Source organism: Streptomyces lavendofoliae (assembly GCF_014649735.1).
In the GTDB taxonomy this organism is placed as follows: Bacteria; Actinomycetota; Actinomycetes; order Streptomycetales; family Streptomycetaceae; genus Streptomyces; species Streptomyces lavendofoliae.
Genome location: NZ_BMTP01000010.1, coordinates 1 through 24,333 on the forward strand (window position 1 = coordinate 1; position 24,333 = coordinate 24,333).

Sequence of the window (24,333 nt, forward strand, 5' to 3'; positions counted from 1 at the left end):
CGGCCTCCGAACGGGGCTTCCTCGACGCCCATCTGCTGGCCCGCCGTTCGTAGGTCCTGCCAGGTAATACCTGCCGGACGGTCGGCGCACCTCCGGACTGCCAGCTCGGCGGACGCTCGCTGATCCGACGGGAATTGTCAGACAGGCCCTAGGGCGTGTCTTTTTGCTCAGGAGATGCGAGGTGGAGGAGGGAGCCGCTGCGGAGCATCGGCGACCGACGACACCGCCGCGGTGCGCGTGCCAGGGCGCGCGAGCCCGGCGAGATCCGAAGGACACGCCCTGGCGCGGTGCCGCCGCCCGGCGCCCGTACCGGGAGGGCTGTCGCACCACGCGACGCCCGCTGGTCGCGGTCAGGCGGCGCTGAGGGCGACCGGCAGCGTGTCACAGGCGGCTACGAAGTCGGACGCCCGGCGGGCGGGGGAGCGCGGCAGGCGGATGCCGTCCACCCGTGCCAGCAAGGCCCCGGACACCAGGCGCAGCTGCGTACGGGCGAGTGCGGCGCCCATGCAGAAGTCGCCCGCACGTCCCCGAACACCCCGTGCCCGCCCGCGTCCCCGAACACCCTGTGCCCGCCGCGTCCCGGAACACCCCGTGCCCGCCCGCACGTCCCCGAACACCCCGTGCCCGCCCGCGTCCCCGGGACAGAGCGCGCTTGCCCTTTTCCGCGTGTTCTCGCCCGCACGGCGCCCCGTGACCCGTCCCGACGCGCATATTGACGTGCCCATGACTCCTTCCCTAGCGTAGCAAGCGCTTTCCCCATGACGTACCCGGAGCCGCATCCCCAAGAGCCCCCATGAAACCCGCGACACCGCTGTCCTTACTGGCGTGCGCCGCCCTGGCGGCCGGTGCCGTCGTGGCGCTGCCGGCCACCACGGCCAATGCCGCGACGACCCGTTACGAGGCCGAACGCGCGCCCGCCACCTGTGACGGCACCATCGACTCCAACTACGCCGGCTACTCCGGAACCGGCTTCTGCAACGGCAGGAACGCCGTGGGCGCGGCGGTCCAGTTCACGGTGGACGCGCCACAGGCCGGTACCGCGACGCTGGCCGTGCGCTTCGCGAACGGCACCACCACCGCACGCCCCGCCGACATCACGGTCAACGGCTCGCCGGCCGCCTCGGCGCCGTTCGAGAGCACCGGTACGTGGGCGGGCTGGACCATCAGGACGCTCACGGTCCCGCTGCGGGCGGGCGGCAACACCGTCCGGTTCACTCCGACCACCTCCGGCGGCCTGCCGAACCTCGACCACCTCGACGCCGAGGTGAGCGGCACGGTGCCGCCCCCGTCCGGCTCCGTGCTGTACGTCGCGCCGAACGGCAGCGACGGCGCGGCCGGGACGCAGGCGAACCCGACGACGCTCACCTCGGCGATCGCCCGGATCACTCCCGGCGGGACGATCCTGCTGCGCGGCGGCACCTACCGCCACGCGCGGACCGTCACCATCCCGCAGGGCAACAACGGCACCTCCGCCGCCCGCACCAAGCTGTCCGCCTACCCGGGGGAGACCCCGGTGCTCGACTTCTCGGCCATGGCGGAGGACCCGGCGAACCGCGGGCTCGCCGTCAACGGCTCGTACTGGCACGTCTCCGGGATCGTCGTCGAACGCGCCGGGGACAACGGCATCTTCGTCGGCGGCAGCAACAACGTCTTCGAGCGCACGGTGACCCGGTTCAACCGCGACACCGGGCTGCAGCTGTCCCGGATGGCCTCCACCACCCCGCGCGACCAGTGGCCGTCGCACAACCTGGTGGTGAGCGCGGAGTCGCACGACAACGCCGACTCCGACGGGGAGGACGCCGACGGCTTCGCCGCGAAGCTCACCGTCGGTCCCGGGAACGTCTTCCGGTACGCCGTGGCACATCACAACATCGACGACGGCTGGGACCTCTACACCAAGACCGACACCGGCCCCATCGGGGCGGTGACCATCGAGGACTCCCTCGCGCACACCAACGGCACCCTGAGCGACGGCACCGTGAACTCCAACGGCGACCGCAACGGCTACAAGCTCGGCGGCGAGGACATCGCGGTCGACCACGTCGTACGGCGCAGCTTCGCGGTGCGGAACGGCAAGCACGGGTTCACCTACAACAGGAACCCCGGCAGGATGACGGTGTCGGGCAACGTCGCTGTCGACAACGCCCAGCGCAATTACTCGTTCGACGCCGGCACCTCCGTGTTCCGCGACAACGTCTCGTGCCGCGCTGGCAGCGGGACGAACGACAAGGCGGTCGGCGACGCCGACGGCTCGAACCAGTTCTGGTCCGGCTCGAACGGCTCCCGGTGCTCCGCGTACACCGGTGCCCTCGGGTGGTCCTTCGCCGCCGACGGGCGGCTCGTCGTCACCTTCGGCGGCACCCCGGTGACGTCCTAGCCCCGGCGCCGCCCGCGCGTCCTGTCCGGCCCGCCCGGTTCCGACCGGGCGGGCCGGGCTCGTGCTGTCGTCCCGCCGGCCGGCGGCCCCCACGGGCGGCGGGGCCGAACGCGGCGGCGACGGCGGTCCTGTGGAGATTTCTACCGGGGGGTAGGCCCGCGCGGCGCTCCTGTTGTACGGTCCGTCCGAACAGCTTGCTTACACCCTGTCTAACAAGGAACGCCGCTCGATCCGAGGAGCCCCAGCATGGCAAGCAGCACCGCTCGTCCGGAGACCCACGACGGAGCGCACGCCCAGGACGTCGCCCGCCGCCTGCTCGGCTCGTCCGCGACGCTCTCGTACGACCCGGCCGTCGAGGTCGACTGGGAGACACCGCTCGACAAGGACTTCCACGGCGCCAGCCCCGAGTGGAGCACCCTCTACGGCACGGCCTACTGGCGGGAGATGACCGACGCCCAGCGCAAGGAGCTGACGCGGCAGGAGGCCGCGTCGGTGGCCAGCACGGGCATCTGGTTCGAGATGATCCTCCAGCAGATGGTGCTGCGCGACATATACGCCAAGGACCCGACCCGGCCCGCCGTCCAGTGGGCGCTGACGGAGATAGCCGACGAATGCCGGCACTCGATCATGTTCGCCCGGGGTGCCGAGAAGCTCGGGGCGCCGGCCTACCGACCGCACCGGATAGCCGTCGAACTGGGCAGGGCGTTCAAGACCATCGCGTTCGGGGAGGCCGCGTACGCCGCCATCCTGGTGGCCGAGGAAGTCCTCGACGTCATGCAGCGGGACTGGATGAGGGACGAGCGGGTCGCCCCCTTCGTCCGCACCATCAACAACATCCACGTCGTCGAGGAGTCGCGGCACATGAAGTTCGCCCGCGACGAGACGCGCAGGCGCCTCGCGCGCGCCGGACGGCTGCGCCGTCAGGTGCACGCCGTCGTCATCGCGATCGCGTCCTACGTCATCGTCACCAGCATGGTGAACAAGGACGTGTACGAGAACGCCGGCCTCGACCGGGAGCGGGCCGTCCGGGAGGCCAGGGCCAACGAGCACCACAAGGCCCTGATGCGGTCGAGCTGCGCGGGGCTGATGGAGTTCCTGGCGTCCGCCCGCCTGCTCACCCGGCCCGCCCTGGTGTTCTACAAGCGCGCCCACCTGATCTGATCCGATCCGAACCGGACCGAGCGACGACATGACCTACGCCATCACCCAGACCTGTTGCAGCGACGCCACCTGTGTCGCCGTGTGCCCCGTCAACTGCATCCACCCCACCCCCGACGAACCGGCGTTCGGCACCACCGACATGCTGTACATCGACCCGCGGGCCTGCATCGACTGCGGCGCCTGCGCCGACGCCTGCCCGGTGGACGCGATCTTCCCGGCCGACCGCCTGACCGGTCCGCGGAAGGAGTTCGCCGGGATCAACGCGGCGTACTACGGCGACGAGCCGTCCCCGGCCGCCGACGGCGGACCCAACTTCCACGTCTGGGGCGAGCCGAGCTTCGCGCGCAGCCTGCCCTCCGACTTCGCGCCCGTCCGGGTCGCGGTCGTCGGGACCGGCCCGGCCGGCATGTACGCCGCCGAGGACCTGCTGCTGCACACCAACGCCGAGGTCACGCTGATCGACCGGCTCCCGGTGGCCGGCGGCCTCGTCAGGTACGGCGTCGCTCCGGACCACCCCGGCACCAGGGGCATCGGGGACGCCTTCGCCCGGTTCCACTCCCACCCCCGCGTGCGGATGCACCTCGGCGTCGAGGTGGGCCGGGACATCACCGCCGAGGAACTCGCCGCCCACCACCACGCGGTGGTGTACGCGGTGGGCGCCGGTGCCGACCGCCGCCTCGGCGTCCCGGGGGAGGACCTGCCCGGCAGCCTCTCCGCCACCACGTTCGTCTCCTGGTACAACGCCCACCCGGACGTCCCCGCGGACGCGGTCCGGCCGTCCGGTGAAAGGGCGGTCGTCGTCGGGAACGGCAACGTCGCCCTGGACATCGCGCGCGTCCTCGTATCGGACGCCGACGACCTTGCCCGCACCGACATCGCCGACCACGCGCTGACCGCCCTGCGCGCTGCGCCGGTGCGCGAGGTGGTGCTGCTCGGGCGACGGGGCCCCGAGGACGCGGCGTACACACCGTCCGAACTGCGCGCCCTGCGGCACCTGGACGGGGTGGAGCTGCTCGTCGACGACCATGACCCGCGCGTCGGCGCGGCCGTCGACGCGGCCGGCGCGGCGGACAGGGCGGCGCTCCTGCGGGGCATCACCCGCGCACCGGTCGACTGGTCCCGCCCACCCGCGCCGGGCCGCCGCATCGTGTTCCGCTTCCACTCCGCCCCGGTGGAGGTCCTCGGCGAAGACGCGGTCCGCGCCGTACGGGTCACCGGACCGTCCGGCGAGCGGTCCCTGCCGACCGGCATGGTGCTGCGGGCGGTCGGCCACCGCGGCGTACCGGTCGCCGGACTGCCCTTCGACGAGGCGACGGGAACCGTCCCGCACGAGGCGGGCCGGGTGCCGGGCCGGCCGGGCACGTACGTCGTGGGGTGGATCAAGCGCGGTCCCTCGGGCGGCATCGGGACCAACCGCACCTGCGCGGCCGAGACGGTGGGGACGCTGATCGCCGACGCCGTCGCCGGCGCCCTCCCCGAGCCGGCACACCCGGCGAAGGCCCTCCGGCGGCTTCTGCGGCGCCGGGTCGGGGCGGTCGTGGACGCCCGGGGGCTCGCCGCGATCGACCGCGCCGAGCTGACCCGGGGCCGCGACGCGGGCCGGCCCCGGGTCAAACTGGCCACCGTCGAGGAGCTGAGGGCGACGGCGGGGCGTGCCCGGTGGGCACCGCGCCCCTGACGGGCCACGCCGTCACGGGGCGCGCTTCACCCCGAGCGACACCCGGTAGCGCCCGTCGTCCTCCGGCAGGTTGCGATGGACGACGTCGGACAGGGAACGCGTCCGGCGCAGGATGTCCATCCCCTCCGGCGAGAACGTGGCGGGGGTGAACAACCGGGGCGACAGCAGCGGGTTGGTCAGCGCCTCGGAGAACGAGTCGATGCCGATGATCCGCCCGAGCAGATTGCCGAAGAGGCTGCCGTGCCGGGCGTCCTCGGCGAAGATGCCGACGTAGAGGTCCAGTTCGTCGACCCCGCCGTACATCCCGTGCAGCGCGTCCCGCACCACCGGGTCCCCGGTCACCTGACGCAGGTCGGTCGCCCGGGGGAAGCCGAAGTGCTCCCGGTAGTCGTTGTACGAGGCCACCTCCAGCTCGCGGCTCACCTCGACGGTGCGCGCCTCGATGGGCAGCAGCAGCGGGTCGGTGTTGAACAGCCCCATGCGCCCGGCGGGCTGGCGGGACAGGTCGTCGAAGAGCGGGCCCATACCCCGCTCCTCGATGAGCCGGCCGTTGGCGAGGGTGTGCGCCAGCGGCACCTCCCGGCCCGCGACCCGGTACACGGACGGGATGAGGCTGTGCCAGCGGTAGACCAGGCTGAACTCGATGGTCGACCAGTTCTCCCGGTGCCAGCTGGCGCGCACCGTGCGCAGCGGGTCGAGACGGAACCGGAAGTGGAACGGCGTCAGGTGGTTGATGTACTCCTCCAGCACCAGCCGGATCGTCATCACCACCAGGATGTTGCGGGTGGTCTGGAAGATCCGCTCGTCGTCCCACGACGGGTACGCGCGCGCCAGCAGCCCCGCGATCCGGTTGTGCTCGCGCAGGAAGAGCACGTTGACGAGCATGGGACCGAGGTGGGCGTGCGCCCTGTCGCCGCCCGACGCGAACACGGTGTCGCGCAGCGGCTCCGGGACGTCCTCCCAGCGGGCCGGCTTCAGCGCGGCGAACTCCGCCTTGATACGGCCGCCCTCGCACAGCAGGGGCGGGAACTCCCCGCCTCCGGCCGTCCGGCTCTTCAGCCGCCCGCCCTCGAACTCCCGCAGACACGCCGTCATCCCCGCGGTCGCCCCGTACAACTGCACCATGTCGATGGTGTGCGGCGAGTCGGTGCGCCGGGGGTCGCCGCCCCGCCCGTGCCCGCGCAGGAACCCGTCGGTGAACCACTGGGCGAAGGCGGGCAGCAGGGCGGTCGACCGGGCGCAGCGGGCGCCGTCGCCGTCCCGGCGGAAGAGCTCCGCCGCCCGGTCGGGGGCGGGCCGCCCGGGGTGCGGCGCGGGGTCCGGAGGGAGGTGCCTTCCCACGTACGACCGGTCCGTGAGGGAGGCCCAGGAGGTGTAGGGCGCCATCGTGCTCAGCGGGTTGGGACGGGGCGGCGCCTTGAGGATGGCGCGGTCGGTCAGCACCGCGTTGGTCTTGCGGTACAGCCACCGGTTGCCCTGCACCGCCCGCCACAGGGGCGCGTAGTGGGTGAGGACGTGCGCCTCGGCACGGTTGCGCAGTCCGTCCCTGGAGGTGTCGCGGCCGTCGTCCGCCCCGGTGCGCGCGCGGCGCGAGGTCGTGGTCATCGGTCCCTGCCCTCTCGTCGGTACGCCGGCCCGTGGGCCCGCGGGGTGCGCCGGAGCGCCGGAGCTCCGGTACGTCACGGCGACGCCGTCGCGCCCGCCGTCACGGTGTAGTGCTGCGGGTACGGCGTGCCCGCGTAGTCCAGGGCGCGTTCACCGCCCGGCAGCGGCCGGACCCCGGGCCGCAGGAGCACCCGGCGGACCATCTCGGGCACGATCGCCCGCGCCGGGTACTTGCCCACGCACTCGTGCGCCCCGTGGCCCAGCACCATGTTGTGCACCGGCGTCCGGCCGGGCCGGAAGTCGTACGGGTCGGCGACCACCGTCTCGTCGAACATCGCCGACGCCAGGTGGGCGTGCACCACGGTGCCCGCCGGGAGGCGGGTCTCGCGGGGCGTGCCCGCGGCCAGCACGTGGTCGCGCACGCAGAGCCTCGGCGTCGACGGCACGAAGGGGTGGAAGCGCAGTGCCTCCCAGACGTAGCCGTCGAAGACCGCGGTGTCCTCCTCGGCGGCGGCGCGTTCGGCCCGCGCCAGCTCGTCGGGGCGCGAGACGAGCTCCTTCAGCGCGGTCGTCGCGCACTGGGCGGCGTTCTGCTGGTAGCCGATGAGAAACCCGACGAGCTGGTGGTTGACGCGCTCGTCGTCCAGCTCCCGTCCCGTCCCCGGCGGCAGGGCGGTGCGCAGCATCCGGCCGAGCACGTCGTCCGGAGTCCCGTCGCCCGCCGCTCCGTCACCCGCGGCGCCCGCGCCGGCGGCGCCCTCGTCCGCCGGCCCGCCGGGGCCGCCCGGACGGACACCGGCCGCCCGGCGGCGCCCGATGACGCCCGCCACGATGTCGTGCAGTTCCTTGCCGGCCGCCACACCGGAGGCGTGCACCTCGGGATCACGGTCCTGGTTCACGAACACCGCGCGCTGCACCCGCTGCGAGAGGCCGTGCAGCGTCTCCTCGGGCACGTCGGTGAAGCCCAGGTACTCCCGGGCGACCCGGGCCGCGACCGGAGCCGCGTACTGCTGCACGTAGTCGAAGGTCGTGCGGCCCTCGATGCGCGCCACCGCGATCGCCCGGTCCAGCGCGTCGTCGCCGATCCGGGCGGTGAGCCGGCGCACCGGCGCGAAGTCCTCCGGCGGCAGCATCAGCTGCGCGTGCGCCCGGTCGTGCCAGTGCACGTCGGCACCGTCCCTGGCGAGCATGAACGGCCCGTGCAGCGCCTCCTCCAGCACCGGCCCGTACACGCCGACGGTGAACACGTCGGGGGTGGACAGCACCTCCACCACGTCGGGCATACGGGTGACGAAGACGCCGACCGGTGTGGCGAACACCGGCCTTAGCTCCCGCAGTTCGCGCAGCACGGCCGGGCCGTCGGCCTTCATTCGCTGCCGCAGCAGACCCACCCGCCGTGCGGCGTCGGCCTGCGGGATCTCGTCGTATGCCGCGAGGAACTCCATGGGACCACCCAGACGTGGCAGGGCGACACGACAGCGGTCGCCGGCGGGATTCCCTCCCATTACGGCACGCCGCCCCCGCACGCGCACCCGGACCGCGTCGGCGGTGTGAATATGCGCGTGGCGCTCCGGTCCGGCCGCGCGCCGCCACCCCCTCGCACCGGCGACGCCCCAGCATGGACCGCAACCCACCCGGCAATGATCTGGAGGCCGTACGACATGCTCCGACGAGGCGAACCCCCCGCGACGGCCGCCGGCGGCACCGGGAAGGACGGTCCGTCCCCGGGCACACCGGCCGGCACGGTACCGGTCACGGGCGCCGAGTACACCGGCTACCTGGTCGGCATCGTCGTCCTGCCCTTCGTCGTCCTCGCCGCCGCCGTGCCCTTCGCCTGGCGATGGGGCGTGAGCGGTCTCGACCTGGCCCTCGGCGCGGTCATGTACGTCATCTCCATCGCCGGCATCTCCACCGGCTACCACCGCCACTTCACCCACCAGTCCTTCAAGGCCGTCCGACCGCTGCGCATCGCGCTCGCCCTGGCCGGCGGCATGGCGATGGAGGGCCCCGTCTCCCTCTGGGTCGCCGAGCACCGCCGTCACCACCAGTTCTCCGACCGCGACGGCGACCCCCACTCGCCCTGGGCCTTCGGCACCGGGCGCCGCGCCCTCCTGAGGGGCCTGTGGCACGCCCAGATCGGCTGGTTCGTGCGGCGGCGCCGCGCCGACCTGGCCCACTACGCCCCCGACGTCCTCGCCGATCCCGACATCAGCCGGCTGGACCGCTGGTACTGGCTGACCGTGTCCGTGTCGTTCGCGCTGCCCCCGCTGATCGGCGGCCTGTGGACCATGTCCTGGCACGGCGCCGCGACCGCGTTCTTCTGGGGCAGCCTCGTGCGGTACGCCGTCGTCCACCACGTCACCTGGTCGGTGAACTCCATCGCCCACGCGTTCGGCCCCCAGCACTACCGCAGCCGGGACCAGTCGCGCGACGTGCGCTGGGTCGCCCTGCTCACCTTCGGCGAGGGCTGGCACAACCTGCACCACGCCGATCCCACCAGCGCCCGCCACGGCGCGCTGCGCGGACAGGCCGACCCGACCGCCGCGCTCATCCGGCTCTTCGAACGCGCGGGCTGGGCCCACGACGTCCGCTGGCCGGACCGCGACCGGCTCGCCACCCGGATGCTGACCCCGGCGAACCCCACGATGGAGTGAACGCCGAGCTCGCCGCGCGTGTCGCGGTCGCCGGCCGGCACCGGGGCGGCCGGGCGGGGTGGTAGGCAGGGGACCGTCCCTTCACCACCCGCACAGCCCCACCTCCCGTTCGGGCAGGCCGGGCCCGCCCGCGCCCCTCCACGGGACCCGCGGCGGCCCGGCCGTCCGGGCGGCCGGGCCGGGCCGTGCCCGCCACTCCCGGAGGCTCATCCGATGGACCCGCGCACGCGCGACGTCGCCGTCACCGGCGTCGGGCTCCTGTCACCGGCGGGCACGTGCCCCGACGCGACCTGGGCCACCCTTCTCCGCGGCGCGTCGACGGCGCGCCCCGACCCCGTGCTCGCGGGCCTGAGGACCGACTTCTCCTGCGCGGTCCCCGACTTCGCGGCCCGCGCGCTGCTCGGTCACGCCGCCGCGCGGCGCATGGACCCGTACGCCCAGATGGCGGTGGTCGCCGCCCGGCAGGCCGTGGACGACGCCGGCCTGGACCCCGCCGGGTGGCGCGGCGACCGCGTCGCCGTCGTCCTCGGTGTCGGCAGCAACAGCCTGCACTCCTACGAGGAGCCCTTCCGGCTCCTGAGCGAGAACCGCGGCGACCGTGTCTCGCCGTACCAGGTCACGCGCAGCGTGCCGAACATGGCCGCCGCCGAGGTGGCGCTCGACCTCGGCGCGCACGGCGTCAACTTCACCACCAGCAGCGCCTGCGCCTCCGGGGCCACCGCCCTCGGCACGGCCCTGGACCTGCTGCGCGCGGGGCGCTGCGACATCGCCCTGGCCGGCGGCAGCGAATCCGCCCGCAGCCGGATGACCACCACCTGCTTCGGCCAGATGCGCGCCATGTCCGCGCGCCGGTCCGACCCCGCCACCGCGTCCCGCCCCTTCGACGTCGAACGGGACGGCTTCGTCCCGGGGGAGGGGGCCGCCGTGATGGTCCTGGAACGGTCCGACGACGCCCACCGGCGGGGCGCCGCGGTGCGGGGCTACCTCGCGGGCTACGGAGCCAGCGCGGACGCCCACCACCCCGCCGCCCCGCACCCCGAGGCACGCGGCGCCGAGGCGGCGGTGCTGGCCGCCCTGGAGGACGCGGGCTGCGCGGCCGGGGACATCGACCACGTCAACGCCCACGCCACGTCCACCCCGCTCAACGACGTCACCGAGGCGCGGATGCTGCGCCGGCTGTTCCGGCACGACCCGCCGGTCACGGCGAACAAGAGCGTCATCGGGCACGCCCTGGGCGCGGCCGGCGCCATCGAGGCGGTGCTCACCGTGCTCAGCCTCCAGCACCGCACGATCCCGCCGACGGCCAACCTGACACGCCAGGACCCGGGCGCGGAGCTGGACGTCGTCGTCGGCGCGCCCCGCGCCGTGGCGATGCGGACGGCCCTCAGCACGTCGTTCGGTTTCGGCGGCCAGAACACCGCGCTCGTCCTGCGGGCCCCCTGAAACCCGCCGACGGGCCGCTGGGCCGGGGCCGTCGGCGGGACACACCGGCGGGCCGCCCGGCCGGCCCGTCAGGCCGCGCCGGGAGGCGCCGCCGCCCGCACCCCGGCGCGGCCGGCGCCGGACCGGGCCGCGTGCCGGCCGACCACGGCCGCCGCGTCCCCCATGTCCTCGGCCGCCACCCGGCAGGACTCCGCCTGCCGGCGCAGCGTCGGCACGCACCAGTCGGGCACCCCCGGCCGCCCCTCCAGCGCGGCGGCCTGGGCCAGCAACCGCCGCTCCGCGGCGGCGAGCGCCTCCGCGCCGGCCCGCAGCCGGTCCTCGTGGGCGGACAGGTCCTCTTCGTCACGCACCGCGTCCACGGTCATACGGCTCCCTCGCTCTCCCGGCGTCGTCCCCCGTCGTGTCGCGGCCATGTCCCTCAGCGCGGCAGAGGCGCCCCCGCGCCGCGACGGGCCTGGTACACCGGTGCGCTGAGCACGCACAACGGCCTCGCCCCGTCCAGCCCGAGCGCCCGGGCCTGCCGTACCAACGGCTCCTCCTCCCCCGGCCCGGTCGGGCAGCGAAGGCGCAGCCGGGGGGCCGCGTGGAAGCGCTGCCGCCCCGCGCAGTGCACCATGGACCGCAGGGTCGCGTCGGCGGTCCGCCCGTACAGGACGGAGTCCACGTGCGGAGCCGGTACGTACGGACCGAGGTCACCGGTCAACGACAACAGCGGGCCCCCCGCCTCCCCGCCCGGCCCCGGAGCGGGCGCGGACAGCACGGCGTGCAGCCGGTTGCCCGTGAGCCGCACATCGACCAGGGCCGTCGTGGCCGGCTGCCCCCACAGCTCACGGCCCGCCGCCTCGGCCTCCGGCGTGGTGACGGCCAGAGCCGTCACCTGGCGTCCGGTACGGCGGGTGTCCGCCCGGCGCAGCAGTTCGCGCAGCACGTCGTGGGCGCGGGGCCGCCACAGGTCGTTCACCAGGACGGCGAGGCTCAGCTCGTTGTACGGGCCGAGGCTCACGCAGCGGTGCTCGTACGCGGACAGCGCCACCAGCACGCGCCGCCCGACCCGGCTGGGACTCATCCAGGACGCGTCCGACAGCAGACCGGCCACCCGGTCGGGGTCCACGGCGAAGAACGCGACCGCCGCCGTCGAGTCGTAGTACCGCACCGGGACCTCGACAGGTCCCGCGGAGGTGGCCACCGGAGCGACCGGCACCGCCATCAGCGGGTACCCCTGCGGGGGGTTGGCCCGGTCCTTGAGCTGGTACACCTGCGAGCGCAGCACCGGCCCCCGGTAGGGCGTCAGCGCCTTGTCGATGTCACGGCGGGCGCCGGCCAGCTCCGCCTCCAGGTTCCCCATGTACTTGCCGAGCGAGTGGCACAGCGGGAACTCGTGGCTGGAGTCGATGTAGTCCACCTCGTACCAGTCCGGATGCGGGGTGAACACCGACCCCGACCCCGCGCCCCTGCCGTCCAGGGTCGGCACCAGGTCGTGCTGGTTGGTGACGCTCGCCACCCACGTACGAGGGTCGGCGGGCTTCTTGTTGTCGATGGGAGAGCCCACGGCCACCATGTGCGTCACCCGGAAGCGGCGGCAGAAGGCACTGTTCTGCGCCAGGTTCATCAGGGCGATGCCGCCCTCGCTGTGGCCGACCAGGGCGATCTCCGCACCGGCCGGCAGACCGTACTCGTCGATGGCGAGCAGGATGCCGCGGGTGTACGGGGACTCCGGGTCGAACAGGTTACTCCACGCGCCCACGAAGTCCTGGGGCGAGTCGTTGCGCGGCTTGCCGGGCGCCATGCCCGGCGCCTGCAGCACGTGCCGCACCACTCCGTCGGGGCCGCGCACGTCCTGGATCAGGATGCGTCCGTCGGTGCGGAGGAGGTCGATGTTGCCGAGGAAGCCCATGAGGGAGCCCTCGGTGGCGAGCGACCGCCGCTCCTCGTCGTCCAGCGGTACCGCGACGGCGGCCCCCTCACCCGCGTCGAACGCCGCGAGGTGGCGCGCGGAGATCCCGAGCCACGGGTCGGCGTGCAACGCCTCGCCGGTCGCGATCTGCCACCCCACCTCGTCGTTGAGCGGGTTCTCGTCGAGCAGCGCCCGGATGGCCGACAGCTCCGCGAACAGCGGCGCCACCGTGGACATCGCCCGCTCGGCCCCCTTGTCCCTCAGCAGCGCCCGCAGGGCACGCAGCGCCTCCACGTCCCGGTCGCCGGTCACCGCGTCCATCAGGCGCCGCATCCCCGGATCCCGCCCCAGCTCCGGGTGCTCGGCCAGCACGGCGGCGGCGCGCATCCGCAGCGACGTCACCGCGACGCGGTTCGCCAGGCTCTCCCGGCCGCACAACTCCCCGGCCTGCCCGACCCGCCGCAGCACCCCGTCCCCGCCGCTCAGCGCGAAGCCGAGGCCCGAGGCGCTGGTCAGCGCCCGCACGAGCGACCACTGCGCGGCCAGTCCGGTCCGCGGGTGCCGCAGGCTCGACCGGGCGAGCGGCGAGGAGCCGAGCACCGCGCCGGCCCGCGCGGCGGCGCCCCGGATCTCCACGGCGCAGCGCGACACCTCCAGGGCCGCCTCGCGCAGCAGTCGCGCGGTCTCGGCCGCTCCGGGTCCGCCGGAGTGCGCCGCACCGGCGTGGTGATGGGACGCCATGGCGGCCTCGCAAAGACGTGAACAGGGCCGACCGGTTCGGCCCTTCCCGGCCGATCATCGGCTCTTCCGCCCGGCGCCGCACGTCGGAGCGTTCCCGGCCGCCACCGGAGCGCTCGCGGTCTCCAGGGCGGCTCTTCCGGTCGCCACGGCAGCCCTCCCGCTCACCGGGAGCACCGCCGCTGACCAGGGGAGCCCCCGGTCACCACCGCAGCCTCCCGGTCCCCACCGGCCCGGGAAGCCCCGCGCGGCCGCCGGCGGGGCCCCGTACCCGCCGCTGCCCGCGCACGCCCGCGTGAGGCACGCCCCCGACGGCCCGCCGGCCGGTGTGGCCGACGTCTCCGGCCGGGACGCCCGGGGTTCGGGTTAAGCTCACCGGGTGACTCTTCTCGTGATGCGCCGGCACGTGGACTACGTGCGCGTCACGACCATGAGCTGTCCGGCGCAGGACTGACCTTCACCTCCACGTCCCCTCGGTCCTGTCGCGGTCGGACACGCGGCCCCGGCACACCCCTGCCGGCGGCTCCGCCGCACCCCCGTCATCCCGCCATCTCCGGGAGCAGGGCCTCGTCACACCAGAAACGGAAGGCCATCATGCCGTCCATGCCACGAGCATTCCCGGGCTCCTTGCCCGTCATCGATCTGTCCCTGGCCGACGACCCCGCGACCCGGGCGTCGTTCCTGGAGGACCTGCACGACGCCGCGCACCGCGTGGGCTTCCTCCACCTGACCGGACACGGCGTCAGCCGTGCGGAGACCGACCGCGTCCTCCGCGTCACCCGGGAGTTCTTCGCCCTGCCGGAGGCCGACCGGCTGGCCGTCAGCAACCTGCGCTCGCCCCACTTCCGCGGCTACACCCGCGTCGGGCACGAACTCACCGGAGGCCGCTCCGACTGGCGCGACCAGCTCGACGTGGGTGCCGAACGGCCCGCGCCGCGGGTGGGTCCGGACGACCCCGCGTACCTGTGGCTGGAGGGCCCCAACCAGTGGCCGGCCGCCCTGCCGGAGCTGCGCACCGTGGTGCTCGCCTGGCAGGAGCGGCTGGCCGGGGTCGCCCACCGGCTGCTGCGGGAACTCCTCGTCTCGATCGGTGCGCCCGCCGACTTCTTCGACGCGGCGTTCGCCGAGCGGCCCCACCTGCACACCAAGCTGATCCGGTACCCCGGATCGGCCCCCACCGGGAGCGGCCAGGGCGTGGGCGCCCACAAGGACTACGGCTTCCTGACGCTGCTGCTCCAGGACGGCGTGGGCGGGTTGCAGGTCCGCTCCGGCGACACGTTCCTCGACGTGCCGCCGCTTCCGGGCGCTTTCGTGGTCAACCTCGGCGAGCTGCTGGAGATAGCCACCAACGGCTACCTGGCGGCGACCGACCATCGCGTCGTCAGCCCGCCGGGGGCGGTGGAGCGCTATTCGGTGCCCTTCTTCTACAACCCCCGCCTGGACGCGGTCGTCGACACCGTGCCGGGCACCTACCTGGCCCACGCGCCGGGCATCGCGCACGACCACGCCAACCCCCTGCACGCGGAGTACGGCCGCAACGAGCTGAAGGGCTGGACGCGGGCCCACCCGGAGGTCGCCCGTCGCCACCACCCCGAGCTGGTCGCCGCGCCCTGAGGCGCGAAGACCCGGGAGCCGGACGGCCGGAGGCGGCACGGAGGAAGGGCGGTACGGGGAGGGGCGGTACGACGGGCCACGAGCCCCCGCACCGCCCCCGGGTCAGCAGGCCTGGCGCCAGGGGTCCAGCGCCGGCCTCTTCCGCATGGACGACAGGCCCAGCCGGCGGGCCTGCCCGCAGAACTCGGCCGTGGGCAGCGCGTACTCGACGTGGAAGACCGCCTTGCCCGCCCGGACGAAGGGGGCGAGCCGCTCGCACTCGCCGAACTCGGCGCACTGCTCGTTGACCGCGAAGTCGAACACGCCCACGAGGGCGGGGATCTGCGGCAGGTCGTTCTTCAGCCCGACCGACAGCCCCCGCTCGTGCGCCGCCCGGGCGATCATCCGGTTGTACGCGAGCTGGTGCGCCGCCTTCAGCGGGAACCCGGTGTCGTGCAGATACCCGTCCATCAGGTCCGGCTCCACCGCGTCGAAGCCCTTGCGCCGGCACATGTCGAACCGTCGCTCCATCAGCGGGCGCAGCACGTCCAGCCGCCGGATGTCCAGCCAGCGCTCCCCGTTCCAGCCGTTGGGCCCGCCCCGGACGGACGCCGGGAAGGCGTCCCGGTCCGGGCGGAAGTCCTCCCAGGCGCCGGCGTTGACGTAGCAGATCACCCGCCGTCCGGCGCGGTGCAGCCGTGCCACGTCCCCGGCGGTGTTCTCGAACCCGTCGATGTCGTACACCGGCACGTCGGCACCCGGATCGACCCGCCCGTCGAGCTGCCACTGCCAGGCGGTGCCCGGGCGCGGCACCCACCGCTCCGCCGCCGGGGGCCGGGGGGCGGCGTCCCCCGAGCACCCCGCGACCACCACGAGCAGGGTGAGGACCGACAGCGCCCGCCGCCCGCCCGGCACGGCGCGCCCCCTCGGCAGGCGCCCCCTCACCGCGTGGCGCCAGGCACGTTCGCCGCCCCCCGCGTGTCCCCCGCGCCCGGCACCCGCGCCGCAGCCGTCACCGAGGCCCACAGCGCGGCGACCGAGTCCGCCGGCCCGTAGCGGGGCGCCCAGTCCAGGGCCCGCCGTGCCGCGGAGATGTCGGAGCACTGCCACGAGACGGCCGCCGAGCGGTCGGATCCACCGCCCGCCTCCTCCACCCGGCCCGCGAACCCGGCCGCCCGCACCAGCGCGTCCACCAGGTCGCGCACCCGCACGGCCCGCCCGCCGCCGGCGTTCAGCACCGGCGGCACCGGCCCCGGCCGGGTCACCGCCAGCACCACCGCCCGGGCGACGTCCCGCACGTCGACGAAGTCGCGGTACGCGGAGAGGTCACCGAGCCGGATCACCTCGCCGGGGTCGCCGCCCGCCCGCGCCAGGCGCCGGGCCAGCCCGCCGGGCAGACCCGCCGCCGGGGCCCCCGGCCCCACGGGGTTGCCCACGCGCAGGACGACCGCGTCGAGGCCCGAGGCGGTGACGGCGACCGTCCCGGCGAGCTTGGTCGCGCCGTACGGCGCGACCGGCCGGGTCGGCGCGTCCTCCGTGACCGGTTCACCGGGCCGCCCCGGCCCGTACTCGGCGGCCGAACCGAGGTGGACCAGCCGGGCCCCGGGCGCCGCCTCCCGCAGCGCGGCGCACAGCACGGCCGGGCCACGGGCGTTGACCTCCGCGAGCGTCACGGCGTCACCGCCGACCGCCCCGGCGCAGTTGACCACCGCGTCGGGCGCGAGCGCGGCCAGCGCCCCGGCCAGCGGACCGGGACGGGCCGTCGCGAGGTCCACCGGCAGGTCCGCGCCGGGGGACCGGCCGCCGAGCAGCAGCCGCACCCCCTCGGCGGCGCGGAGCTGTGCGGCGACATGCCCACCGAGGAACCCGGTGGAGCCGAGGACGAGAATGCGCATGGGGGACTCAGGCTCCCTTCAGCAGCAGCGACTGGTGGGTGGTGAACTCCGCGTTGGCCCGGTCGTAGTCGTCGGGTCGCCCGATGTCGAGCCAGTAGCCGTCGAACTCGTACGCCGCCGGCGGGGAGGGCGTCCGCAGCAGGTCCAGGATCAGTTCGTCGAAGCCGAGCGGCAGCCCCGGGGTGTAGTTCTCCAGCGTGGTGCGCGACAGCCCGTACACCCCCATCGACACCCGGCAGTCCAGGCTGGGCTTCTCGCTGAACCCCACCACCTTGCCCGACTCGGTGGTCAGCACGCCGAAGTCGATGTGCACCTGGCGGCAGTAGGTCGCGATCGTCAGGGGCGCGTCCCCGCCGGTGTGGCACCGCAGCAGGTCGGCGTAGTCGAGGTCGGTCAGGACGTCGCCGTTCATCACCAGGAACGACTCGGGCAGCCGGTCCCGCATGGTCAGCAGCGGCCCGATGGTGCCCAGCGGACTCTCCTCGGTGGAGTAGTCGACCTCCATACCCCAGCGCGAACCGTTGCCGACGTACGCCCGGATGATCTGGCCCAGGTGGCCGATGGCCAGGGTGCAGCTGGTGAATCCGGCCGACGCCAGCTGCCGCAGCACGATCTCCAGGATCGCGTGCCGGTCCCCGATGGGCACCAGCGGTTTGGGCAGCGCCGTGGTGTACGGACGCAGCCGGACGCCTTTGCCCCCGGCGAGTATCACTGCGTGCATGGGAAGCCTCCCTCTACGTGGACTCGGTGCGTCAGATGTTGTAGATGTCCGTCTTGTAGCGGGCGAGGTGCGCCGGGTCGCGGAAGAACTCGACGGTGCGGGCGAGGCCCTGCTCCAGGTCGTGGCCGGGGGCCCAGCCGGTGGCGTCGCGCAACCGGGCGGCGTCCGCGACCAGGCGCATGACCTCCGAGGCGGCGGGCCGGATGCGCTGCGGGTCCTCCCGCACGTCCAGGTCGGAATCCATCACCTTGCCGATGAGCCGGACGAGGTCGCCGACCGATATCTCCTGTCCCGTCCCGGCGTTGAACGTCCGCCCCACCACCCGGTCCGCCGGGGCGGTGCCGACGGCCAGGAAGGCGCGGGCCGTGTCCGCGACGTAGGTGAAGTCGCGGGTCGGCCGCAGGTCTCCCAGGGTGATGGTCCGCGAGCCGGCGGCGACCTGGCCGATGACGGTGGGGATGACGGCGCGCATCGACTGCCGCGGGCCGTAGGTGTTGAACGGGCGGAGGGTGACCACCTGGGTGCCGAAGCTGGCGTGGTAGCTGTCGGCCAGCCGGTCGCCGCCCGCCTTCGACGCCGCGTACGGGGACTGGGTGTTGATCGGGTGGTCCTCGGTGATCGGGACGGTACGGGCGGTGCCGTAGGTCTCGCTGGTGGAGGTGTGCACCAGCCGGGGCGTCTCCAGGGTCCGGACCGCCTCCAGCACGTTGAGGGTGCCGGTGACGTTGGTGTCCACGTAGCTGTGCGGTGCCCGGTAGGAGTACGGGATCGCGATGAGGGCGGCCAGGTGGTAGACCGCGTCCGCCCCCTCGGCCAGGGCGCGCACCGATCCGGGGTCGCGCACGTCGCCCAGGACGACCTCCACCTCGGCGAGCACGTCGCGCGGCAGCACCTCCAGCCAGCCGTACGAGGAGAAGGAGTTGTACTGCGCCATGGCGCGGACCCGGTGCCCGGAGGCCACCAGGGCCTCGGTCAGGTGGGAGCCGATGAACCCGTCGGCTCCGGTGACGGCGGCGAGCGGTGCGGATGTCACGTCGTTTCCTTTCGTCCGGAGGGATGCCGTGCGTGGGATGAGGTGTGCGTGCGGCGGGAGGAGTCAGGCGTGGGCGGACGGCCGGCCCAGGGCGTACAGGGCGACACCGGCCAGGACCAGCGCGGCGACGGAACAACACAACGGGACGAACCACGGGCCGGGGGACGCGCCGGTGACCGCCACCGGCACGACGGCCCCGGCCGCCACGAGGCACACCGCCGCCGGCGAGCGGCCCACCCCGAACGCCTGGAGGAGCAGGGCGAGCCACAACGTGGCGCCGAGGGCGGCCAGTTCACCCGGAGGCGCGTCCGTCAGCAGCGCGGCCGGGACCAGCAGCCCCAGGTAGCCGGCCAGGCAGAGCGCCAGGGTGCGAGCGGCCCGCAGCCGGAACCCGCGGACGGTGGCGGACGCCCGCAGGGCCGCCACCGACAGCCCCCGGAAGCGGTACAGCAGCCACTCGGCGGGGCCCATGCTGACCGTCAGCGCCACCACGGCGTACGGGTGGCGGCCCCCGGTGGACAGCACCAGGGTCCCGGCCGCCAGACCGAACAGTCCGTACGGCAGTGACGGCAGGTACGCCGGCCGGGCCGCTCCCGGCACCGGCGCCGCCGCGAGCGCGCCCCGCACCGTGTGCCCGGCCAGCCCCGTCGTCGCCGCCAGGGTCAGCAGCGGGAGCCCCACCCGCCACACCGGCCCCGGGTCCCCGTACAGCGTCAGCACACCACCCGCGACGAGCGGCAGCAGCGCGACCGCCAGCAGCCGCTCACGCCCCATCACCAGCAGGACGCCCGCGGCGGCCAGGTACACGGACTGGCCCACGGCGAACAGCGCCGCCGGCCCCGGCCCCGCCACCGGCAGGGCGGCGAGCGACGCGAGGGCCGCGCCCACCGGGGCGCCGGCCCGCGCGGTGAGACCCGCCTCGCGCCGGCCCGAGGCGAGCCGCACGTACATCCGGTGGCCCAGCGCCTGACCCCACGCCCAGGACACCAGCCCCGCCACGACCAGCGCGGTCACCGCCCCCGAGCCGCGCCACAGCGGCGCGGTGAGCGGATAGGCGAGCCCGGGCAGCGCGAACAGCAGCCCGCGCAGGGCACACCGCAGATGGTCGGGCGCCCACGGGCCGGGCGCCGGGGCGGGCTCGGGGAATCCGCGCGGTACCCGCCGGTAGAGCTCGTCGGCGAGCGAGAAGAGGTCGGGGTGCCCGTAGCGTTCGCGGATCTGCTCCCCCGTCAGCCCCTCGGACTCCAGGAGCGCCGCGACCTCGTAGGGGTGCACCGCCGGGGCGGCCCGGTCGGCCAGTTCGGCGGCCAGCTCGTCGACGGGGCCCACCAGTCGCAGCGACACGGTGTCGCCGTCGGGCTCCGGGGCGGTCGTCCCGCTCATCCGGCCACGCTCCGGGGACCCGCGAGAGGGACCGCCCCGGGGGCGCGGGGCGAGGACGGCTCCCCGGGCGCGCGGAGGCCCGCGGCCGCGGCCGGGTCGCCCTGGGACGACGGTGAGTGCGCGGGCGGAAAGTGGCCCACCGGCACGGGCGGAGCCCCGGCCGGGACGGCATCGGCGTACGGGAAGGGCTCCAGGAGCGGGGCCGGGCCCGCGTCCGGGCGGAGCCCCGCGCGCGACGCCGGGCCCCCCTGCGAGAGTTCCACGTAGATGGACCGGAAGGTCTCCACCGTCTGGCGCAGCGTGAACTGCTCGATCACCCGCAGCCGGGCCGCCTCGCCCATCGCCGCCCGGCGCGGGGCGTCGGTCAGCAGCTCCAGCGCCGCGGCGGCCATCGCCCGCGGGTCGCGCGGCGGCACGACCAGCCCCGCCGTCCCGACCGCCTCGCGCACCCCGCCGACGTCGGTCGACACGGTGGCCCGCCCGCACGACATCGCCTCGATGAGCGTGAAGGGGAACCCCTCGCTGATGCTCGACAGCATCACCACGTTGCCCGCCGCGTAGGCGTCCCGGATGTCGTCGACCCGTCCCTCGAAGGTCACGGCGTCGCCCAGCCCCAGCGACCGGGCGAGCTCCTCGCACCGATCCCGGTACGCCTCGCCGCCCCGGGGCGTCCCGCCGAAGAGCCGCAGCGCGGCCCCCGGTATTCGCTCGCGCACCAGCCCGAAGGCGCGTATCAGCGTCTCCAGGTCCTTGATGGGGTCCACGCGGCCGGCCCAGCTGAGGGTGGGCCGCTCCGGCTGCGGGCCGGCGGCGGGGAAGGCCGCCGGGTCGACGCCGTTGTAGACGGTGCGGATCAGGGCGGGATCGGCGCCGCCCTGCTCCTCCCACAGCCGGTTGTAGCGGTTGCCCGGCGTGATCAGGGCGGCCCGCCGGTACGTCTCTCCGGCCAGCAGCCGGAAGAAGCCCAGCATCACGGCCTTCACCGGCCAGCGGTAGGGGGCGCTCCGGTAGCCCAGGTACCGCTCGCGCAGGTACACGCCGTGTTCGGTCAACAGCAGCGGCACGCCGTGCAGGTGGTGTGCGGCGAGCCCCGGCAGGGCGGCGATGCCCCCGCTCACCGCGTGCGCGACGCCGTGGCGGGGCGGGTCGGCCGCCAGTGGCCGCAGCGCGTGCTCCAGCAGGTTCGTCGCCGTGACGGCGTCGTGCAGGGAGGGCCGGGCCTCCCGGACCGTGAGGCCGGGGCGGTTCCACACCCCGGTCAGGACGGCGACGGCGCGGTCCGCGCGCAACGCGGGGCTGAGGAGCCCGTCGCGGGCGGCGTGCGCCAGCTCGTGCAGCGCCGGCCCGAACAGGTCCTCCTGCGCGGGGTCCAGCAGGGCGGTGAGGAACCGTTCGTACGCCGCCATCAGCCGCCGCCCCCGGCGCCCGCCCGGAGCGGTGCCCGGCGGGGTGGGTCCCCACATGGGGACGGAGAGGGGTTCGGCGACATGGGGCGGGACCTTCCAGACGAGGGGTTCACGACCGGTGCCCGTGACCGCGATCACCTCGAAGTCGATGTCGGGCATGCCGTTGACGAGCTGGTCGCACCAGACGCTGACCCCGCCGTGACTGTGCGGGTAGGTGCCTTCGGTGAGCAGGGTGACGTGCGCCGCGCCGGTGCGCGGTGCGGGGGGCGATATGTGCATGGACGTGCTCCGCGGCAGCAGGGACCGGCCCGGGAGGGGCACCGGCGGGCGGGCCGGTGCCCGGGGGCCGGGCGGGGAGAGGGGGGTCAGCGCTCGGCGCCGTACGGCACCGGGCGGACGACACCCGCGGGCACCGGGGCCGCGGGGGCCGGCCGGGCCGGCCGGTGCGGGGCGGGGGAAGCCGCCCGTGCGGTGTCCGCGCCGGCGGGGGAGGCGGGCAGCCCGAGGGACAGCGTCCCGTCCGGACCGCTCGCGACCCGTCCGGAGGCGGTCCCGGCGTACGGCTCCCCGAAGGCGGCGCCGCCCTCGGTCGTGCCGGCCGGCACGGTGGCGGCCACGGGCACGTCCGGTGGCGCCTCGACGGTCACCGTGTCACCGACGCGGTACGCGGTGACATCGCCGGCCCGCACCGCGGTCCGCCAGGCCGCCCGGTCGCGCAGTTCGGCCCCGATGGCCCCCATCGGGAGGTTCACCAGCGGCGTATCGGCGGCGAACAGCTCGTCGTACCGTGTGAGCACCCCGTCGAGGACCGGGTAGCCGATGCGATCCTCGGCGAGGTTGGACTGGTGGACGAAGTGCGGGCGGGGGTCGCCGGCGAGGACGTGGCCGAGAGCCACCCGTGTCTCCAGGGGCACGATGTACCCGGTGTACCCGGTGGCGGGGTCGAGGGGTTCGTCGAGGCAGGTCGTGGTGGCGAGTTCCTCGCACAGCCCGCTGCCGCCCCGTGCGCGGCTGGTGTGGATCCAGTTGTACTCGTCGACCTGCTCCGCGATCCGGCCCGCGTTGTAGAAGATGTTGACGGGGTGCCGGGCGACCGTGAGGGCCGACCCCACCTGCCGCTGCCCGGGGTCGCGGGAGTGGTCCGCCCCGAGCCAGGCGATGCCCTGGCCGGTCAGCGACGGCGCCAGGTGGGGGTTGTCCTCGGGCTGCTGGGGCAGCAGCCGGAGCCCGGAGTGCTCGCCGGTGACCAACTCGTCCGTGCGCAGCGGCAGCCCGGCCCGCTCGGCCCAGGCCCGGTTTCCGGCGATCTGGCGGTCGATCTCGGCGCGCCCCACGTAGCGGGTGGTGCCGTCCGGGCCGGTCGCGCACGTCCACGGGACGCGGCTGACGTCCTGTTCGCACCCGAGGTAGGGGTGGTCGTAGGTGTGGTTGATCCAGCGGAACGCGTCACGTTCGGCGATCAGCCGGTCGGCGGTGGGGTCGCCGCCGCCGTGCTCCTCGCGGTACTCCACGCTGCCGCCGCCGTTGAACGCCATGTCGAGGGTGAAGCCGCGTCCGCGCGACCACGCGACCGCGTGCCGGACGTCCGCCTCGTTCATCCGGATCGGATCGGGGGTCCCGGTGCCGGGCGCGCAGTCGACGTCCCCGGGGGTGCAGTCGAGCGCGGTGTCCCAGCGGTCGTCGGCAGCGAAGACGTCGTCCACGTGCACCGCGAAGTAGTGGCGCGACGTGCCGAGCCGGGTCTCCCGGGTCATCCAGTCGACGATGCCGCGGGCGAGCAGCCGGAACTGCTGCTGGTGCCGGTTGTAGGCGAAGGTGACGACCAGTTCGCGGCGGCCGTCGTGGCGGTACTCGCCGACCAGCACCCCGCGGCCCGGCCGGCCGGGGACGGGCGCGTCGACGTAGGGGGTGAAGTCGGCGCCGGTGGCCGGGCGGGACAGGAACGCGTAACTCTCGTCCACGGTCGGGGAGTTGTCCTCGAAGGGCACCGTCCCCTCGAGGTACCCGAACGGCCCGGCCTTCCCGGCCGCGGTCACCTCCGCCCGCAGCCCGTCCACCGGACCGGCGTAGCCGCCGTCGACCGGGTACTCCAGCCCCGCCTGGGGCCGCGCGTACGTGTACGCGTCGACCTGGGGAATGGCGAAGGTCCTCTCGTACGCGACGAGTGCGGCCATCTCGTCCGAACCGGCCGCGAAGGGCGCGTCGTCGGGAAGGACGACCGCCTGGAACCTGGCCCGTGGCCTTCCGTCGACGGTGTCGGCCAGGAACCCGGGGTCGATCACCGGCCGGTCCGGGCGGGTGAGGTCGACGAGCGTGTACGGCGTGCCGGTGCCGTCGAGTTCGGCGGTCACGGCGGCGGTGGCCGGCCCGCCGTCGGTGACGACCAGCACCCGCAGGTCGACGCGGGGCACCGGGGCGGCGGCGGCCGCCGCCGGCGCGACCGGCGCACCGAGCCCCGACAACAACGCGCCCATGATGAGCGCGGTCGTACGCGAAGTCCGCTTCATGCGGTGTTGTCCCTCCCCGGAAGGGCGGCCCGCCTCTCCCCGGCGGACGCGCCCCACCCCCCAGCGCCACGGGCGCGCCCTCACCGAGGGGTCGCCGTGCCGCTCCAACGCGTCACATAGTGCGGCCTGTGTGGAGGATCCGTGCGCGCGATGTGGAACATGACGGAAAAGCGCAGGTGCCGGACCGACCGCGAGACGGGCCCCGGAGTCCGACGGGACCCCCTCGGCAGGCGCGCGCCGAGCGG

18 protein-coding genes are annotated in these 24,333 nt (G+C 74.8%); 6 read left to right on the forward strand and 12 right to left on the reverse strand.

Annotated elements, in window-relative coordinates; genetic code table 11:
- Nucleotides 1–350: 350 nt before the first annotated feature.
- A complete protein-coding gene (locus IE109_RS19320) occupies nucleotides 351–506 on the reverse strand; it encodes a hypothetical protein (RefSeq protein WP_189552181.1) in 156 nt (51 codons plus the stop codon).
- A 287-nt stretch (nucleotides 507–793) separates the two neighbouring features.
- Here IE109_RS19320 and IE109_RS19325 point away from each other — a divergent pair, with 287 nt between their 5' ends.
- The 3 genes from IE109_RS19325 (at nucleotide 794) to IE109_RS19335 (ending at nucleotide 5,216) form a co-directional block, all read left to right on the forward strand.
- A complete protein-coding gene (locus IE109_RS19325; protein ID WP_189552182.1) occupies nucleotides 794–2,377 on the forward strand; it encodes a right-handed parallel beta-helix repeat-containing protein in 1,584 nt (527 codons plus the stop codon).
- Between the two features lie 246 nt (nucleotides 2,378–2,623).
- Nucleotides 2,624–3,538 carry an AurF N-oxygenase family protein gene (locus IE109_RS19330; RefSeq protein WP_189552183.1) on the forward strand — a complete coding sequence of 305 codons (915 nt, stop codon included), beginning with the start codon at nucleotides 2,624–2,626 and terminating at the stop codon, nucleotides 3,536–3,538.
- Nucleotides 3,539–3,566: 28 nt separating this feature from the next.
- Complete coding sequence (locus IE109_RS19335; RefSeq protein WP_189552184.1) at nucleotides 3,567–5,216, forward strand: FAD-dependent oxidoreductase; 1,650 nt, start codon at nucleotides 3,567–3,569, stop codon at nucleotides 5,214–5,216.
- Between the two features lie 12 nt (nucleotides 5,217–5,228).
- Here IE109_RS19335 and IE109_RS19340 read toward each other — a convergent pair whose 3' ends face one another.
- Both IE109_RS19340 and IE109_RS19345 read right to left on the reverse strand, forming a co-directional pair.
- Nucleotides 5,229–6,821 (reverse strand): peroxidase family protein, encoded by a 1,593-nt coding sequence (locus IE109_RS19340; RefSeq protein WP_189552185.1) that lies wholly within the window; start codon nucleotides 6,819–6,821, stop codon nucleotides 5,229–5,231.
- A 74-nt stretch (nucleotides 6,822–6,895) separates the two neighbouring features.
- Entirely contained in the window at nucleotides 6,896–8,266 is a 1,371-nt protein-coding gene (locus IE109_RS19345) for a cytochrome P450 (RefSeq protein WP_189552186.1), read from the reverse strand.
- 216 nt (nucleotides 8,267–8,482) lie between these two features.
- On the opposite strand from IE109_RS19345, the gene IE109_RS19350 reads away from it, so the two are divergent.
- Nucleotides 8,483–9,475: an acyl-CoA desaturase gene (locus tag IE109_RS19350; protein ID WP_189552187.1), complete on the forward strand. Its 993-nt coding sequence runs from the start codon at nucleotides 8,483–8,485 to the stop codon at nucleotides 9,473–9,475.
- 213 nt (nucleotides 9,476–9,688) lie between these two features.
- Nucleotides 9,689–10,918, forward strand: coding sequence for a beta-ketoacyl-[acyl-carrier-protein] synthase family protein (locus IE109_RS19355; protein WP_189552188.1), 1,230 nt, complete (start codon nucleotides 9,689–9,691; stop codon nucleotides 10,916–10,918).
- Between the two features lie 68 nt (nucleotides 10,919–10,986).
- On the opposite strand, the gene IE109_RS19360 is transcribed toward IE109_RS19355, so the two are convergent.
- Entirely contained in the window at nucleotides 10,987–11,283 is a 297-nt protein-coding gene (locus IE109_RS19360; RefSeq protein ID WP_189552189.1) for a hypothetical protein, read from the reverse strand.
- A 53-nt stretch (nucleotides 11,284–11,336) separates the two neighbouring features.
- Nucleotides 11,337–13,553 carry an acetoacetate decarboxylase family protein gene (locus IE109_RS19365; RefSeq protein WP_189552190.1) on the reverse strand — a complete coding sequence of 739 codons (2,217 nt, stop codon included), beginning with the start codon at nucleotides 13,551–13,553 and terminating at the stop codon, nucleotides 11,337–11,339.
- A gap of 600 nt (nucleotides 13,554–14,153) precedes the next feature.
- Here IE109_RS19365 and IE109_RS19370 point away from each other — a divergent pair.
- Nucleotides 14,154–15,164, forward strand: coding sequence for an isopenicillin N synthase family dioxygenase (locus IE109_RS19370; protein ID WP_373297734.1), 1,011 nt, complete (start codon nucleotides 14,154–14,156; stop codon nucleotides 15,162–15,164).
- A 102-nt stretch (nucleotides 15,165–15,266) separates the two neighbouring features.
- On the opposite strand, the gene IE109_RS19375 is transcribed toward IE109_RS19370, so the two are convergent.
- The 7 genes from IE109_RS19375 to IE109_RS19405 form a co-directional block, all read right to left on the reverse strand.
- Nucleotides 15,267–16,058, reverse strand: a complete 792-nt coding sequence (locus tag IE109_RS19375; RefSeq protein WP_189552192.1) for an endo alpha-1,4 polygalactosaminidase — start codon at nucleotides 16,056–16,058, stop codon at nucleotides 15,267–15,269.
- A gap of 26 nt (nucleotides 16,059–16,084) precedes the next feature.
- Nucleotides 16,085–17,038, reverse strand: a complete 954-nt coding sequence (locus IE109_RS19380) for an NAD-dependent epimerase/dehydratase family protein (protein ID WP_189552193.1) — start codon at nucleotides 17,036–17,038, stop codon at nucleotides 16,085–16,087.
- A gap of 7 nt (nucleotides 17,039–17,045) precedes the next feature.
- Complete coding sequence (locus IE109_RS19385; RefSeq protein WP_189552194.1) at nucleotides 17,046–17,759, reverse strand: nucleotidyltransferase family protein; 714 nt, start codon at nucleotides 17,757–17,759, stop codon at nucleotides 17,046–17,048.
- 31 nt (nucleotides 17,760–17,790) lie between these two features.
- On the reverse strand, nucleotides 17,791–18,792 hold the full coding sequence (locus IE109_RS19390; RefSeq protein WP_189552195.1) for an SDR family NAD(P)-dependent oxidoreductase: 1,002 nt from the start codon (nucleotides 18,790–18,792) through the stop codon (nucleotides 17,791–17,793).
- Between the two features lie 63 nt (nucleotides 18,793–18,855).
- Nucleotides 18,856–20,175, reverse strand: a complete 1,320-nt coding sequence (locus IE109_RS19395) for a hypothetical protein (protein ID WP_189552196.1) — start codon at nucleotides 20,173–20,175, stop codon at nucleotides 18,856–18,858.
- On the reverse strand, nucleotides 20,172–21,860 hold the full coding sequence (pelF, locus tag IE109_RS19400; RefSeq protein ID WP_189552197.1) for a GT4 family glycosyltransferase PelF: 1,689 nt from the start codon (nucleotides 21,858–21,860) through the stop codon (nucleotides 20,172–20,174). The genes IE109_RS19395 and pelF overlap by 4 nt, the downstream gene beginning before the upstream one ends.
- A gap of 86 nt (nucleotides 21,861–21,946) precedes the next feature.
- Entirely contained in the window at nucleotides 21,947–24,088 is a 2,142-nt protein-coding gene (locus IE109_RS19405; RefSeq protein ID WP_189552198.1) for a hypothetical protein, read from the reverse strand.
- Between the last annotated feature and the right edge of the window lie 245 nt (nucleotides 24,089–24,333).

Excerpts from the sequence above, each read along its gene's own strand:
- IE109_RS19365 (WP_189552190.1), bottom strand. The coding sequence starts at position 13,553 with ATGGCGTCCCATCACCACGCCGGTGCGGCGCACTCCGGCGGACCCGGA.
- IE109_RS19320 (WP_189552181.1), bottom strand. The coding sequence starts at position 506 with ATGGGCGCCGCACTCGCCCGTACGCAGCTGCGCCTGGTGTCCGGGGCC.
- IE109_RS19360 (WP_189552189.1), bottom strand. The coding sequence starts at position 11,283 with ATGACCGTGGACGCGGTGCGTGACGAAGAGGACCTGTCCGCCCACGAG.
- pelF (WP_189552197.1), bottom strand. The coding sequence starts at position 21,860 with ATGCACATATCGCCCCCCGCACCGCGCACCGGCGCGGCGCACGTCACC.
- IE109_RS19335 (WP_189552184.1), top strand. The coding sequence starts at position 3,567 with ATGACCTACGCCATCACCCAGACCTGTTGCAGCGACGCCACCTGTGTC.
- IE109_RS19380 (WP_189552193.1), bottom strand. The coding sequence starts at position 17,038 with ATGCGCATTCTCGTCCTCGGCTCCACCGGGTTCCTCGGTGGGCATGTC.
- IE109_RS19395 (WP_189552196.1), bottom strand. The coding sequence starts at position 20,175 with ATGAGCGGGACGACCGCCCCGGAGCCCGACGGCGACACCGTGTCGCTG.
- IE109_RS19350 (WP_189552187.1), top strand. The coding sequence starts at position 8,483 with ATGCTCCGACGAGGCGAACCCCCCGCGACGGCCGCCGGCGGCACCGGG.
- IE109_RS19325 (WP_189552182.1), top strand. The coding sequence starts at position 794 with ATGAAACCCGCGACACCGCTGTCCTTACTGGCGTGCGCCGCCCTGGCG.
- IE109_RS19405 (WP_189552198.1), bottom strand. The coding sequence starts at position 24,088 with ATGAAGCGGACTTCGCGTACGACCGCGCTCATCATGGGCGCGTTGTTG.
- IE109_RS19370 (WP_373297734.1), top strand. The coding sequence starts at position 14,154 with ATGCCACGAGCATTCCCGGGCTCCTTGCCCGTCATCGATCTGTCCCTG.
- IE109_RS19340 (WP_189552185.1), bottom strand. The coding sequence starts at position 6,821 with ATGACCACGACCTCGCGCCGCGCGCGCACCGGGGCGGACGACGGCCGC.
- IE109_RS19345 (WP_189552186.1), bottom strand. The coding sequence starts at position 8,266 with ATGGAGTTCCTCGCGGCATACGACGAGATCCCGCAGGCCGACGCCGCA.
- IE109_RS19330 (WP_189552183.1), top strand. The coding sequence starts at position 2,624 with ATGGCAAGCAGCACCGCTCGTCCGGAGACCCACGACGGAGCGCACGCC.
- IE109_RS19385 (WP_189552194.1), bottom strand. The coding sequence starts at position 17,759 with ATGCACGCAGTGATACTCGCCGGGGGCAAAGGCGTCCGGCTGCGTCCG.
- IE109_RS19355 (WP_189552188.1), top strand. The coding sequence starts at position 9,689 with ATGGACCCGCGCACGCGCGACGTCGCCGTCACCGGCGTCGGGCTCCTG.